Annotated in this window: 10 protein-coding genes; 2 read left to right on the plus strand and 8 right to left on the minus strand. The window is 63.9% G+C overall.

Going from position 1 to position 14,693, the window contains the following annotated elements:
• Positions 1-34: 34 nt before the first annotated feature.
• Both ptsP and VUN82_23310 read left to right on the plus strand, forming a co-directional pair.
• Positions 35-1,735 carry a phosphoenolpyruvate--protein phosphotransferase gene (gene ptsP / locus VUN82_23305; protein ID XAS71964.1) on the plus strand — a complete coding sequence of 567 codons (1,701 nt, stop codon included), beginning with the start codon at positions 35-37 and terminating at the stop codon, positions 1,733-1,735.
• 29 nt (positions 1,736-1,764) lie between these two features.
• Complete coding sequence (locus VUN82_23310) at positions 1,765-2,043, plus strand: HPr family phosphocarrier protein (protein ID XAS71965.1); 279 nt, start codon at positions 1,765-1,767, stop codon at positions 2,041-2,043.
• Positions 2,044-2,146: 103 nt separating this feature from the next.
• Here VUN82_23310 and VUN82_23315 read toward each other — a convergent pair whose 3' ends face one another.
• The 8 genes from VUN82_23315 to VUN82_23350 all read right to left on the minus strand — a co-directional run bounded on the left by VUN82_23315 (position 2,147) and on the right by VUN82_23350 (position 14,510).
• On the minus strand, positions 2,147-5,824 hold the full coding sequence (locus tag VUN82_23315; GenBank protein ID XAS71966.1) for a GH32 C-terminal domain-containing protein: 3,678 nt from the start codon (positions 5,822-5,824) through the stop codon (positions 2,147-2,149).
• A 127-nt stretch (positions 5,825-5,951) separates the two neighbouring features.
• Positions 5,952-7,502 (minus strand): glycoside hydrolase family 32 protein, encoded by a 1,551-nt coding sequence (locus VUN82_23320; GenBank protein XAS71967.1) that lies wholly within the window; start codon positions 7,500-7,502, stop codon positions 5,952-5,954.
• Positions 7,499-8,659: an ABC transporter ATP-binding protein gene (locus tag VUN82_23325; GenBank protein ID XAS71968.1), complete on the minus strand. Its 1,161-nt coding sequence runs from the start codon at positions 8,657-8,659 to the stop codon at positions 7,499-7,501. The genes VUN82_23320 and VUN82_23325 overlap by 4 nt, the downstream gene beginning before the upstream one ends.
• A complete protein-coding gene (locus VUN82_23330; GenBank protein ID XAS71969.1) occupies positions 8,656-9,654 on the minus strand; it encodes an ABC transporter ATP-binding protein in 999 nt (332 codons plus the stop codon). Before VUN82_23330 ends, VUN82_23325 begins: the two co-directional genes overlap by 4 nt.
• Positions 9,651-10,586, minus strand: coding sequence for an ABC transporter permease (locus tag VUN82_23335; protein XAS71970.1), 936 nt, complete (start codon positions 10,584-10,586; stop codon positions 9,651-9,653). The genes VUN82_23330 and VUN82_23335 overlap by 4 nt, the downstream gene beginning before the upstream one ends.
• 10 nt (positions 10,587-10,596) lie before the next feature.
• Positions 10,597-11,574: an ABC transporter permease gene (locus VUN82_23340; GenBank protein XAS71971.1), complete on the minus strand. Its 978-nt coding sequence runs from the start codon at positions 11,572-11,574 to the stop codon at positions 10,597-10,599.
• Between the two features lie 108 nt (positions 11,575-11,682).
• The gene (locus VUN82_23345; protein ID XAS71972.1) at positions 11,683-13,359 is read right to left on the minus strand and encodes an ABC transporter substrate-binding protein; all 1,677 of its coding nucleotides are present in this window, start codon (positions 13,357-13,359) and stop codon (positions 11,683-11,685) included.
• An 80-nt stretch (positions 13,360-13,439) separates the two neighbouring features.
• Positions 13,440-14,510 (minus strand): LacI family DNA-binding transcriptional regulator, encoded by a 1,071-nt coding sequence (locus tag VUN82_23350; protein XAS71973.1) that lies wholly within the window; start codon positions 14,508-14,510, stop codon positions 13,440-13,442.
• Positions 14,511-14,693: the final 183 nt, after the last annotated feature.

Genomic DNA, 14,693 nt, shown 5'->3' on the forward strand with positions numbered 1-14,693 from the left:
GGGTCTGAACCAACACGCAGGAACAGAGGATTCAGTGCAGAATTTCCAAGGAGTAGGGGTAAGCCCTGGCCGCATCATTGGTTCCGTCCGCCAGATGCCCAAACCGGTGAGTGAACCGCCGTCGGGCGAGCGGTTGGCCGCAGACGTCAGTCCGGAGGACGCCGTCGCGGGCTTGAAAGCCGCAGCGCAAGCCGTCCACGACGAACTCAAGGGGCGCGCGGACTCTGCCTCCGGCGACGGCAAGGCCGTCCTCGAGGCCACCGCGCTCATGGCCAAGGACACCATGCTCCTGAAATCCGCGGCCAAGCTCATCAACGCGGGCTCATCCGCGGAACGCGCCATCTGGGAAGCCGGCGCCTCCGTTTCCGAAATGCTGCACAACCTGGGCGGGTACATGGCCGAACGCGCCACGGACGTACTGGACGTGCGCGCCCGCATTGTGGCTGAGCTGCGTGGAGTCCCCGCGCCAGGCATCCCTTCTTCGGAGACGCCCTTCATTTTGCTGGCGGAGGACCTTGCCCCCGCGGATACCGCAACTCTTGACCCCGAGAAGGTGCTGGCCCTGGTGACCTCGGGCGGCGGGCCGCAGTCGCACACGGCGATCATCGCCCGCTCGCTCGGCCTTCCTGCTGTTGTCGCGGCTCATGGTGTTGATTCTGTTGTAGATGGCAGCGAGGTTTACGTAGACGGGGCCGCTGGCCTCGTGGTTGTTTCCCCCTCGGAGGAGCAGCGCTCATTTGCGGCAGCCTGGGCGGAAACGTCCGCAACATTGGCCGCCTTCGACGGAAACGGCACGACGGCGGACGGCCACTTGGTCCCGCTCCTCGCCAACGTGGGCGGAGCCAAGGATGCAGTGGCAGCAGCTGGCCTCGGCGCCCAGGGTGTTGGCCTGTTCCGCACCGAGTTCTGCTTCCTCGAGCGCGATACCGAACCCTCTGTCGACGAACAGGCCGCAGCGTACAAGGCCGTATTTGATGCCTTCCCGGGCAAGAAAGTTGTGCTTCGGACCCTCGACGCCGGCGCGGACAAGCCCCTCCCCTTCCTCACCGACGCCACCGAACCCAACCCTGCCCTTGGCGTCCGCGGCTACCGGACAGACTTCACCACGCCCGGTGTTTTGGAACGTCAACTCGAAGCCATTGCCCGGGCCGCTGCTGAGTCCGAGGCCGACGTCTGGGTCATGGCACCCATGATCTCCACGGCTGCCGAAGCCGGCCGGTTCGCCTCATTGTGCGCAGCTGCAGGCATCCAAACCCCGGGTGTCATGGTGGAAGTTCCCTCGGCTGCGTTGACCGCGGCCTCCGTGCTCCGGGAAGTTGGCTTCGCTTCGCTGGGCACCAATGACCTCACCCAGTACGCCATGGCCGCCGACCGCCAACTCGGGCCACTCGCGGAACTGAACACTCCGTGGCAGCCAGCCGTCCTGAGGCTGGTGCAGCTCACGGTGGAAGGTGCAGCGCAGGAAGCATCCGGCCGGGAGGGCTCCGCAAAGCCCGTTGGCGTCTGCGGTGAGGCAGCCGCGGACCCGGCCCTCGCCGTCGTACTTACCGGACTCGGCGTCAGCACACTGTCCATGACCGCACGCTCGTTGGCCGCCGTCGGGACTGTGCTGAAGACCATCACTTTGGAGCAGGCACAGGAACTCGCCCGGCTGGCCCTCACCGCGCCGAGCGCTACCGAGGCCCGCGACTGGGTCCGGGCCAAGCTCCCCGTGCTCGAAGAGCTCGGCCTTTAATTTTCGTTTCCGACCTTTAGGAGAAACCCATGCCCGAACGCACAGCCACCATCGCCAGCCGCTCCGGCCTGCACGCCCGGCCCGCCGCCCTGTTCGCCGAAGCGGCAGGCGAGCAGCCGGTGGAAGTCACCATTGCCATGCAGGGCGAACCCGCCGACGAAGCCCTCGACGCCGCGAGCATCCTCTCGCTCATGACGCTCGGTGCCGCTAAGGGCGACGTCGTCGTGCTGCGGGCCGAGGGCGACGGCGCCGACGCTGCCCTGGACGCGCTGGTGGCGTTGCTGGAGACGGATTTGGACGCGGAGTAGTTCTTGCGCGGCGGGTTCGGCTGCCCGATTCGATGATGCGCTGCGTACTAGACGGTAGGAGTCGTCTGGTCTGCAGCGGGTCATCGAATCGGGCTCGCCCGGCCTATGGCAGCGCGGACACCACCACGTCTTGGTAGGCCGCACGGCCATCGAACACGTTGACGCCAACCTTGCCCGATGTGAGCGCCGAGTCCGTGACATCGATCAGCTGCGTTCCATCAACAGAGACGGTGATCCTGTTGCCAACAACCGACGTGTCCAGTGCATAGCTCACTCCGTGGCTCAAGGCCGCCGGAACGCTCGCGAGCACCGTAAACACGCCGTTGTTCAACGAGAACACCCGCGCCATGCGGAGATTCGGGTCCAGATTCACGTAGTAGGCGCTGGATCCATCGGCGGAGGATCTGAGCAACACCGAACCCGCACCGCCGTACCCTTTCTCTGGAGCCAGGTCCCGGTTGAGCATCTCGCCGGCATAGGCCTCACCGCCGAACCGTACAGTTGCCTGCACCCGCACATTGGTGAATGCGGCTGCGCTCATGGCCGTCGAATCTTTGTCGAATGTACCGGCCAGCCCTGCGCCTGTGCTCTCCCACATGCCCCCGGGGACCACCGAATATGCGCCGAGGTCATGGCGTGCCGTCCCGCCAGCAGCAGGCACAACGTTCGACGGCGGCGCGGTAGTCAGGCGTGCCGTGTCGCTGAGCTGGTGTACTTTGACGGACACCAGCCGGGCATTCCCTCCGGTGGCTGTGAAGGACAGGCCTGTGGAGGAAGGGTCAGGGAAGATCAGCGAGGTAATGGCCCCTGTACCGTCCCCACCGAAGACTTCCACAGAGGATGCGTCCACCAGGATTCGGAGCTTCACGCGACGCTCGGAACCCACCACAGTGGAACTCCACGGTGCTGTGGAATTGTCCGCTGCGGAACCCGCGAAGTACCGGGTGAAGTCCTCGCGTCCGGCATTGCCGCGATCCACGGTGAGTGCGGCAGCACCGGCGTCGTACCTAACGGTTGCTTCCTGAGCCGTTGTTTCTTGAGCGCCGGTTGAGCCGGCCCCTTTCCTCAGCCCGAACGCGAAGGAAGTGGCCCCGCCGGAAGTAGGAATCCCAACCTCCGCTTCGAGCTCGAAGGAGCGGCCCGAAACACCCACGAGCGCGTTCGCCGAGCTTGGCGTCACCGTGACATCGGAGGCCTGCCACGTCCACGTGCGCAGCGACTCTTCCTCCACAATGGGAGTCTGTGTCAGCCGGAGCCCGGCGCCGGGAACATCGGCGAGTTTGAGCTCGCGCGGGATGGACAATTGCCCATTCCAGCGTCCTGTGGGCGGGCTGAACGCATAGTCCCAGTTGCTCATCCAACCGATCATGATCCGTCGGCCATCGGGCGCGCCAAAGAAGCTCATCGCTGCGTAGTAGTCCCGGCCGTGATCAGCCTGCAATACCTGAGAAGCGGGGGTGTCGGGCGTAAATGCGGTACCGTTCCACGTGCCCGTCACGTATTGCGCCACGGAGCCGTTGGTAGAGCGGACCGCTCCAGTACTCCACCACAGCACCCAGCGCTTAACGCCGGACTGTCCCTCCACAGGCATTTCGAAGAAGTCCGGGCATTCCCACACGCCCCCACGGGCCCAGTCGCCGTAGCCGAAGGTGCTGGCGAACGTCCAGTGGATGAGGTCTGTGGAGGAGTAGAAGCGGATGTGGTCGCCCGCAGCCACCACCATCACCCATTTACTGGAAGCCGCATCCCAGTTGACCTTGGGATCGCGGAAGTCCCAACCGCCGTCGGGGCCACCCGGGTTTTCCAGCACCGGAGCTGCCTGGACCGTCTGCCAGGTGCGCCCCTTGTCCTTGCTGTAGGCGGCGCGAACTGATTGGTTTCCGTTCCAGGCATCGTGGTTGAAGCTGGTGTAGTAGGCGATGAGCCCGGATCCGCCGTCGAACAGGCCGCTGGAATCGGAGGCGTCCACCACGGCCGAGCCAGACCACGACTCCCCCGCGGCCATATGCGGGAGGGCGATGGGCAGTTGCTTCCAGTGCATCAGGTCGGTGCTGACGGCATGCGCCCAGCGTCCGCGGTCCTGGTGGAAGAGATGATATTCGCCGTCGAAAAAGACCAGTCCGTTGGGGTCTGAGCTGTTCCCGGAGTTCTGGCTGTAGTGGTAGCCAGGCTGGTAGAGGCCGTTCATATACTGATTCACATCGTCTGCACGGACGTTCTGGAACCAGGCCGTTCCGGTAGCCAGCAGGGCGAAACCCTCTCCGGCGGAGGCCGGTACTGCGCCATTTAGCACGGGCGTGCCATTAATCAACACAGACGCTTCGCTGCCCTGGACAGTGAGCTGGACGCGGTTGAGTTGGCCGGCTTTGAAGCTTGTGGAGGGAAGGTTGCCGGAGTGCAGCAACGCCCCGGTGGCCCGGTTGTACAGCTTCGCCGTGCCCGCTCCTGGGTCGATCCTCAGTTCCACGCCGCCGCTGCCGTCGGCACCGCTGCGGACCACCACTGAGGCGGTTGCCGGGGAGGTGACAGTCAGGTCCAAGGAGGCAACGACGTCGGACGCCACCGCCGGAATGAACCGCGCCGCTGTGCCACTCGCCGCGTAGGTGCGCAGGCCAGCGGAGTCGGGTTCCCACGAACCGGAGGCAACACGCCAACCCTGCAACGACGACTCGAGGCCTCGAAGCGTCATGCTCTGGAACACGGCAGTGCCGTTGAAGGAGCCCAAGCCCACATGCCCGGAAGCATAGGTGGAATCCGTGGCGATGATAGCCGGGTTGGCGCCGTTCGGGTCCAGGAAGTCGGTCTGCCAGTAGACGGCCAACTGGTTGTCGAGCGCGGTGACCCGAAGGCGATAGACCTGGCTGAGAGTGATGGCAGCGCTGAAGGTCCCCAGCGTGGCGTTGTCCGAGATCCTGTAGAGGCGCAAACGTCCGGCGTTCGGATCCACCTCGGCCGCGTAACCCAATGTGCCCGTGGCATTGGTGCGGAACAGCACGGTCCCCACGCCGTACAGCGAGGTGACTTGGATGTCTGTGGAAAAGTCGACGTCGGTTGGTGACTGCCCCGTCGCGATGGCCCGGATGTTGCTGTTCGACGGCGCGACGCCGCGGAAGCCAGTGGCCGAGGCAAGCCAGCCCGTGCCCGTCAAGGCCCATCCACTCACGTTCGCGTCAATGCTCCGCACGCCGGGAGTGCCGAAAGACACTGTCCCGTTGAACGCGTGCAGCCCCACACGGCCCGATTCGTAGCGATAGTCCTTGGCGTCAATCCTGTTGATTCCATCGACGGCCACATAGATTCGAGGGCCGTCCACATGGACATCCACTGTGTAGGACTGCCCCGTATTCAGCGGGAGGGACACAGGGGTTATAACGTCCTGTCCGGTCGCGAGGTCGAACAACCTCACCCGGTCCAGGTTGGGGTCGATCGTCGCGGCGTAACCCGCACCGGCGTCGGGAGTTGCGCGGAAGACAAGCGCGCCCACACCGTAGGGACTCCCGGCGTCGACCGTCACAGAGGCCGTATACCGGGCGGTTCCCGCAACCACTTGCTCGCTGGTGGCCGCCGCATTCTGGCCGGAAGGCGCGACGGCGGTGTACCCGCCCTGCGCTGTGCGGGTCCACGAGCCGCTGACTCCGACGACATCCGGAATGGGGCTCGTGGTGCTGTTGAGGGTGACCGGCGCGGGATCGAGGGCCACCGCCGGAGCAGTGACCCCCGTCCCGGCCAAGCCAACACCAAGGACCGTGGCCGTGAGGCCGGCAACTATTCTCTTATGCATTCAGATCGCCTTTGATCTCAGGGTGAGAGAGCGTTCGCCAAAACCTCCCCTGATGTGAGAGAAGATCGGCGGAAAACGCTCGGGATGTGAGAGAAGGATGGTTGTGCGGTTGGTGTTAGGGGCGGTGTTAGGGGAAGAGCGGGCGCGGGCCTCCCCAGGAATCGGCCATGGTCCAGGCGTCGAAGCTCGCCAGGTTGACGGTGCCCTCTGCGGCTGTCAGGGTCACGCGCTCGCCTCCCAGAGTTGGATAAACCCGGGCGGTGAGCGGCTTGCCATTCGCGAAAATCTCGACGGCGGACCGGTCCACCAGGACGCGTAGGCGCACTCGCCCGTCGGGCATCGGGACGGGGCCGGACTTGTCCTCCACATCCACCTCGGAGTCAAGGCTGCTCCGGGTGCGGTCGAGTCGGAGGATGCTTTTGTCCTCAAGAGAGCGGCTGAGTTCGATCACCGTCTCCTCAGCACCATCCCCCGAGCCCAAGATGCCCAGTCGCAGCACCGCACCCGGTGCCAACTGCACGTCCAGCTCAAGGTCCAACTGGTTCCCTGAGACACCGGTATCTATAGGCGTACCGCCCCCGACGAGCACCTTGCCCGGTACGCTTACGTGGTTCCGTCGGAGCTTCTCAACCTCAGGAACCGGCGCAAACTCCAGCGTTCCGTCATCGGCCAAAGTGGTGACGCGCGGCAGGCTCATCACGCCCGACCACCCTGCCTCCACCATGGCGGCATCGCTGCGGCCTTCCTGCATCCAACCGAACATAATGCGCCGGCCTGATTCATCCTCGAACGATTGAGGGGCGTAGAAGAACCGTCCGCCGTAGTCGAGCCGGTGCAGGGCAGCAGGTTCGAAGGTGTCCCCGGAGTAGCGGCCGGTCCAGTACAAGGGGTGGCGGGTCTCGCCGTCGTCCCAGGCAGAGAAAACCAGCACATCAGGATCCTCACCCGCCCCAACGGAAGCGAGCGGGGCAGAACCCAGAGCACCGCCACCTGCCCTGAACAGGTCCACGCATTCCCACATGGTTCCGGTCCAGTCGGTATCTGCAGGATCGCCCTTGGATGCGTCGCCAATGAACAAAGGACCCACATAGGTCCACGAACGCAGATCCGAAGACTCGTAGAGGAACGCCGTCCCACCGCGCCCCCGAATGCCCGAGCCAACCAGCTGCCGCCAGGTGGTGCCCTCGCGCCATACGCAGTGGTCCCGGTAGGCGGTGATGTCGACGCCGGCCGGAGGGGCAGCGATCACCGGGTTTTCGGGAATTTTGGTCCACGTCATGAGGTCGTCAGATCCCACGGCAACGCACGGCAGCTCACGCTCGTCGAGTCGTCCCGAGTACACCAAGGTGGGCGTACCGCCGTCGTTCACCAACACACCTGACCAGCAACCGTCCGCATCTGCACCAGCCGACGGTTCCAAAGCAATTGGCTGGTCCGTCCATGTAACGAGGTCCGTGCTGGTGGCGTGGCCCCACTGGATGCGGTGGTGGAAGGCGCCCTCCGGGTTGTACTGGTAGAAGAGATGGTAGACGCCGTTCCACTGGCTGACGCCATTGGGGTCGTTGAGCCAGCCCGCCGGGGAAACGAAGTGGAATCGCGGCCGCAGGGGATCGGCTTCGGCGCGGGCAACCAGCTCGTCACGCGGAACGGTGGCGAGCGGGTGGGTCAGTTCAGTCATGCGGAAGCCTTCTTGTCAGTCTTTTCGGTCGCCAGGGGTTCAGTCGTCGCGGGTCCAGTCGTCCCAGCCGATACAGCCTCAGCCGGTTCAGTAGCCAGCGCATGTCCGCCCGCTCCGGCCCGCGGCCGGTAGAGGTGGCAGCGCACCCAGTGGCGGTTTGCGGCATCGCCCACCTGATGGCGTACAGGTTCGGAAGCGGAGCAGGCCTGGTTCGGGTCGCCGTCGAAAGCGCAGCCCGTGGAAGCCATGACGGCCTGCCGCAGTTCAGCGCGGCGGACAGGATCGTAGGAACCTGCGCGTGCCGGGTCCGGAACGGCCGACACCAAGAGTTGCGTGTAGGGGTGGGCCGGGTTGGCCAGCAGGTCCAGGGACTCCCCCTCCTCCACGAGTTCGCCGGCAAACATCACCGCGGTGCGGTCGGCCAGGTAGCGTGCCGACGCGAGGTCGTGGGTGATGTAGAGCATGGAAATGCCTTGCTCGTCGCGGAGTTTCCGCATCAGATTCAGCACGCCGATCCGCACTGACACGTCCAACATGGAGGTGGGTTCGTCAGCCAGGATGACCTCCGGCTCCACGGCGAGCGCACGGGCGATCGCGACGCGCTGGCGCTGCCCACCCGAGAGTTCGTGCGGGTAGGAGTTGAGCATGTCCGCCTGCAGGCCAACGGTGGTCATGAGTTCTTCAAGCCGGCGCTGCGTCTCGGACTCCGAACCGCCCTTCCCGTGGATGGCCAAGGACCTCCGCAGGAAGTGCTCGATCCTGTGGGCCGGATTCAGGGAACCGAACGGATCCTGGAAGACCATCTGCAGTTGTGACCGGAAGGCACGTGACGCTTGGAACCGGTCGCGCTTGAGGACGTCGACGCCGTCAACCAGGATCGCGCCGGAGCTCGGCTTTTCGAGCCGGGCAACACAGCGGGCCAGGGTGCTCTTGCCGGAACCGGACTCCCCCACGAGTGCCACGATTTCACCGCGGCCAATGGTGAGGTCCACGCCGTGCAGGGCGCGTACGGACTGCCGGGAGAACAGGCCTCCGATGGGGAACGACTTGCCCAGACCGCGGACTTCCAAGGCTGGCGTTTGGGAAGCACCGGCGTGGCGCGCCGAACCTTCGATCGCAGGGGACAGTGACGTAGTGGACACGGCAGAGTGGCTCATCGTGCGACTCCTTCCAGGATTGCGGGATCGACCGTGGAACCACCGGCAACCGTTGAAGCGCCGGGCACCGTCAAGGCATCCGTATCAAAAGGTGCCACCAGATGGCCGGGCGCCACCTCGGTGAGGTCCGGGATGTTCCGGAACTTCACGCCGTCGGGCAGTCCTGTGAGCGGAACGCGAGGACCGGTGAGTGGCGGGAACGCACCCATGAGGGCCTGCGTGTAAGGGTGCCTCGGGTTCGCGTAAACGTCTTGCGCCTTCGCGGTTTCCACAATCCGGCCGCCGTACATGACGGCCATGCGGTGCGAGAGCTCCACCATGAGGGACATGTCGTGCGTAATGAAGAGGACGGAGAACCCGAGTTCGCGCTGGAGTTCCTTGATTTGGGCCATGATTTCCTGCTGCACCACAACGTCCAGTGCAGTAGTTGGCTCGTCCAGGATCAGCAACGACGGCTTGAGGGCGACGGCCATGGCAATCACTGCGCGCTGCCGCATGCCACCGGAGAGCTGGTGCGGGTAGGACTTGAGGCGCGCGGGGTCGATTCTCACGAGTTCCAGCAACTCGCCCGCCCGGCGGAGTGATTCCTTGCGCGAGTAGCCGGCGTGTGTGGTGAAGATGTCCACGATCTGCTCGCCGATGGTCAGCACCGGGTTGAGCGAATTCATGGCCGACTGGAACACCATGGCCACGTCCTGCCACCGGAAGCGCCGCAGTTCCTCCGGGCTCATGGCCAGGACGTCCTTGCCACCAAAGGAGATGCTGCCCCCGGCGATCTTGGCTGGGTCCTTCAGGAGCCGCATGATCGAGTTGGCGATGGTCGACTTCCCACAGCCCGATTCGCCAGCCAGCCCGAACACCTCACCGGTGCCGATGCTGAAGGAAACGCGGTCGACGGCGGTGGTTGAGCGGGTATCGCCCACGTACTTTACGGTGAGGTTCTTGACGTCCAGGACGGGCTCGTGGGAGCCGAAGGAGACTTGGGAGACAGTCACTTGGCGGCGCTCCTTTCGGTGGTTGCAGGGGTCTTGGGTGTTTTGATCTTCCGCAGCCGCGGGTTCGTGACCTCGTCCACGGCGTAGTTGATAAGTGCCAGAGCGAAGGCGACTAAAGCGATGCAGACACCGGAGGGAACAAAGACCCACCAGCTTCCTGTCAGCAGGGCGCCTTCATTGCCGGCCCAGAAGAGGTTGTTGCCCCACGAGACCGTGCTGACGTCGCCCAGGCCGAGGAACTCCAGGCCAGCCTGGGCTCCGATGCCGTAGATGACGCAAGCCAGCAGCGTGCCCATGACGATCGAGGCCATGTTCGGCAGTATCTCGCGGAACATGATCCGGCCCGCCCGTTCACCGGACACCACGGCCGCGGCCACGAAGTCCTTGGAACGGATGGACAATGCTTGCGAGCGCAGCACGCGTGCCGAGCCGGCCCATCCCGTCACCACGAGGACCAGGATCACTGTGCCAAGGCCCGGTGGCAGGAAGGCGGCCAGGATGACGAGCAACGGCAGGCCGGGAAGGAGCAGGAAGACGTTGGTCACCAAAGAGAGTGCTTCGTCGATGAACTTGCCGAAGTAGGCAGAAGCCAGGCCCACCAGGATGCCGACGAACGTGGACGCGAAGCCCACAGTCAGCCCGACAAAGAGGGAACTCCGCGAGCCGTGGACGGTCAGCGCCAACACGTCCTGTCCCTTGGCGGTGGTGCCCAGCCAGTGCTCGGGGGAAGGTTCCAAGGAGGCCATCCCTGTGATGCGCGACGGGTCGCCAGGGAACAGCACGGGCGCCAGCAACGCAAGTGCGATGAACACGAACATCACGGCCATGCCCAGCATGGCCTTCTTATTGGTGAGGAGTCCGTGGACGAAGCTGCGGTTGGGCTTGCGGACAGCCGGGGTTGGAGTTGGCTGCTTCAGAAGTGCGGTTGTCATGATCTGTCCTCTAGTTGCTGCGCACGCGCGGGTCGAGGCGGACGTAGAGGATGTCCACCAGGAAATTCGCCAGCAGCACGGCTGCGGTGATGGTCAGGAACAGGCCCTGCATGAGGGGGTAGTCCAGGCCTTGGACGGCGTTGAGGAGTTGGTAGCCCACGCCGGGATACGCGAACACCACTTCGGTGAGCAGCGCACCACCGACCACGAAACCCAGTCCCATGCCGAAGCTCGTGACGGACGGCAGCATCGCATTCCGGGCTGCGTACCGGAGCATGATGCGGCCCGGACGCAGCCCCTTGGCCTCGGCCATGGTGATGTAGTCCTCCGAGTTCGTGGCGATCATGGTGTTGCGCATGCCCAACATCCAGCCACCAATGGAAACCAGTACGATCGTTAGCGCCGGCAGCACGAGGTGCGCACCGACGTCGCCGATGAACTCGGAGGTAAACCCGGGTTCCAAACCATCCGTGAACGCGTGGCGGATCGGGAACCAACCCAGCACCACGCCAAACAGGTACAGCGCACCCATCGCGAGCCAGAAGTACGGGAACGAGCCGATGAACACGAGCACCGGCGGCAGTGCCGAGTCGATCGCGCCGCCCCGCCGCCAAGCGGCCAGGATGCCCAGCAGGTTACCCACGACGGCGGCAATCACCAGCGCGGTTCCGCCCAGCAGGAGGGTCCAACCGATCTGGGAGGAGATGACCTCTGTGACCGGTGTTGGGAAACGGGAGATGGAGACGCCCATCTGGCCCGTGAAAATGTTGTGCATGTAGTCGATGTATTGCTCCCAAATGGGCCGATCGTCCACGCCAAGAAGCTTGCGCAGTGCCTCGATCTGTTCGGGCTGCATTCTGTCCTGGGAGCGGGCAAACATGCGGGAGACGGGGTCGCCGGGCATGAAGCGCGGGAGCAGGAAATTCAGGGTGATGGATGCCCAGAAGGCGATCAGGTAGAAACCCAGGCGGCGCAGGATAAAGCGCACGGTTTCCCTCCATTCGGGAATTACGGAAAGTTTGGGGGCACGCCCGGCGGACTGATCCTTCGACGACGCGTGGCGCCGCCGGGCGTGCAATGTAGTGCCGAGTTGCGGTTACTTACGCGGTTCCAGCGTGGTCAGCACCAGCACCGTTGTGGGTGACCGTACCGAGAGGGTTGCGTACGGGTTGCCCTCGGTGGGCCAGCCCGTGAAGCGGGTGTCGTTGAAGGCACCCCATTCCGGTCCGGAGAACAGCGGCACCAGCGGTGCGACGTCGTTGTACTCTTCCTGGAGCTTGTTGGCGATGTCCTTCTGCTTGGACTCGTCGGCCTCAGCTGCAAAGTCGGCGAGCAGGGCATCAGCCTTGGTGTCACCGAAGCGGTGGTAGTTATCGAACGTCTTGGTTCCCACCGGCTTCACGGTTGCCGTGCCCATGGAGGTGTTGAAGTACTTGTACGGGCTGGGGTCGTTGGCGCTCCAGACGATGCCGGAATCGAAATCGCCCGTCTCGTAACCCGCAACCACGGCAGCCCAGTCCGGGGAGTCAACCTTGGCCGTGACGCCAACCTCGGCGAGGTTCTGCGAAATCACGTTGGCTACTGAAAGCCAGTCGGAAGACGAGGCGCCCACGGAGATCTTGAACTCGAACGGTGAGCCGTCCTTCAGCTTGCGCTTGCCGTCGGCACCCTTGGCGTAGCCGGCCTTGTCCAGCAGCTCGTTGGCCTTCTGCACATCCAGCTTGGTCCAGGTGCAGTTGTCCTTGACCTCGGAGTTCTTCCACTTCTCGTAGTTCCCGGAAAGGCCGGTGCAGTCGGCAGGCTTGGCGTAGCCGCTCATGCCGATCTTGGTGACCTGGTCGCGGTCAACGGCCATGCTCAGTGCCTTGCGCACATCAACATCGTTGAAGGGAGCCTTGGCGGTGTTGAGCTGCCAGTTGATCATGGCGCCCGTTGCCGGGAACCAGTACTGACGGTGTTCCTTGTCCTTGGAAACGAACGTCTTTTCGATGTTCGGGATGTACTGCGGGGCCCAGTCGACGTCCCCGTTCGCAGCGGCGAGGTTGGCGCCGTCGTTCCCTGCAAAAGCGAGCATCTTGATGCCGGCGATCTTCTGCTTTTCCGGCTGCCAGTAGTTGGGGTTCTTCTTCAGCACGAAGGACTGGGCCTGGAAGCTGTCCACTTCCGTGTAGGGGCCGGTGCCCACGGGCTTGGCATTGGCATCCTTCTCCGGGTCGGCCAGAGCGGACCAGATGTGCTTGGGCAGGATGCTGAGCTGACCGACGTCGTAAAGGGCCGGCGACCACGGCTTGTTGAAGTTGAAGGTGACCTTGTTGGTTCCCTCGGCAGTCACGCTATCCAGGTACTCATAGCCACCCTTGATCTTCTTCTGAAGCTCGAACGTGTAAGCCACGTCGTCAGCGACGAAGGGCTGGCCGTCGGACCACTTCACGCCGTCACGCAACGTGAAGGTGATCGATTTGCCGTCGTCGGCGGCCTTCCACTCAGTTGCGAGCCACGGCACCGTGTCTCCCTTTGCCGGGTTGAAGATCAGCAAGGACTCGTAAATGGACTGCTGGACCATCGGGTTGACGGTGGGTGCGAACGGGTTGAAGTTCTGCACGAACGTGCCCATGTCCTCACGAGGAATGGTGAGGAACGCGCTCGCGTTCGCTGCGGCGTCCGTGCCGGCGGTCTTGTTGACGGTGGCGGCACAGCCGGTCAGCAGCATCGCGCCCACCGCCAGTCCGGCCGCCGTGATGCGGGCAGACCTCAGGAATCGGGGTTGTGTCATGATGGTTATCTCTTTCCTATCTTCATCGTCCAAGGTGAAGGGGTGGGTAAGGGGTTTGCTCTTCGAGGTTGATTTCGCGGTCAGACCGAAGAGCGTTCTAGCAGCGGACAGTCGACCAATTGCTGGTCGGCAATGATCGGCTGTCCTGCTGTAAGAGCGGCGAGCGTCTGGACTCCCAGGGCTCCCATTTTTTGGAACGGCAAGGCAACGGTGGTCAGTTTTGGCCTCAGATAGGCCGCAATCAACTCCTGGTTGTCGAAGCCGATCACGGCGATGTCTCCGGGGATGGTCAGGCCCCGTTCTTTGATGGCGTCGTACGCGCCCATCGCCATGCGGTCGTTGAGGCAGAACAGTGCGGTTGGCCTGTCCTTTTCCGGATAGCGGTCCAGGATTTCGCAGGCGGCCTCGTAGCCGCCGTCGGCCGTTGCATATCCGGCCACCACCAGTTCCGGGTCCAGCTCCAGCCCGGCTTTGGCGAGTGCTTCGCGGGCACCCTCCAAACGTCCGACTGCTGCAGGAATGACCGGGTCAAGGTTGATGATTCCGATCCGGGTGTGGCCGGCTTGAAGCAAGCGCTCGACGGCGACCCTGCCGCCCGCACGCTCGTCAGGGACGATCGAGGGCAGCTTTCCGTCCGCGTCGAAGCAGTTGATCAAGACGGTTGGTACTTCGTTGGCACTCTGCGGAACGTGCACGCCCCGGTGAAAGGTGGCTGCGTAGAGAAGTCCTTCCACTCGTTGTTCCAGCAGCTTTTCAATGGCGGCATCTTCCAAGCCTTTGTTGGGTCCTACGGCATCGGCCTGGTCGGAGGGCGCGATGAGCAGGAACCGACGGTCGAGCCAGGCCTGGTCCTGGGCACCTTTGATGATGTCGACGGCGAACGGTGCCGTCACAATCTCGGTGACAAGCCCGTACCAATCACTGCGCTGGGATGCCAGCGCCCGTGCTCCGGCGTTCGGGCGGTAGCCCAGTGCCTGCACGGCATCGTTGATACGGGTACGGGTTTCCTCGGAGATGCTGGCGTTTTCGCGGTTGCTCAGCACGAACGAGACTGCGGTCCGGGAGACGCCGGCGTGCTTGGCGACGTCATTCATGGTGACTCCCCGCTGCCGCACAGCCGCAGCTTTGTTGGGGGTGGTGCTTTTCGCCATTGAATGCTCCGGGTGTTGGTTCGGGTTGGTTCTGGTTGAGGATACTTTTGGTAACGCGCGTTACTTGGAACGTGTGATTTAGGTTACGCGCGTTACCTGTTTCCTGTCAACGTCTCGCGTTGACTCATTGAAAACCTCCGCGTAGCCGGATACGTTGCCTCATTTGAAAACCTCCGCGTAACG

It is taken from the genome of Micrococcaceae bacterium Sec5.1, from assembly GCA_039636795.1.
GTDB lineage: Bacteria > Actinomycetota > Actinomycetes > Actinomycetales > Micrococcaceae > Arthrobacter.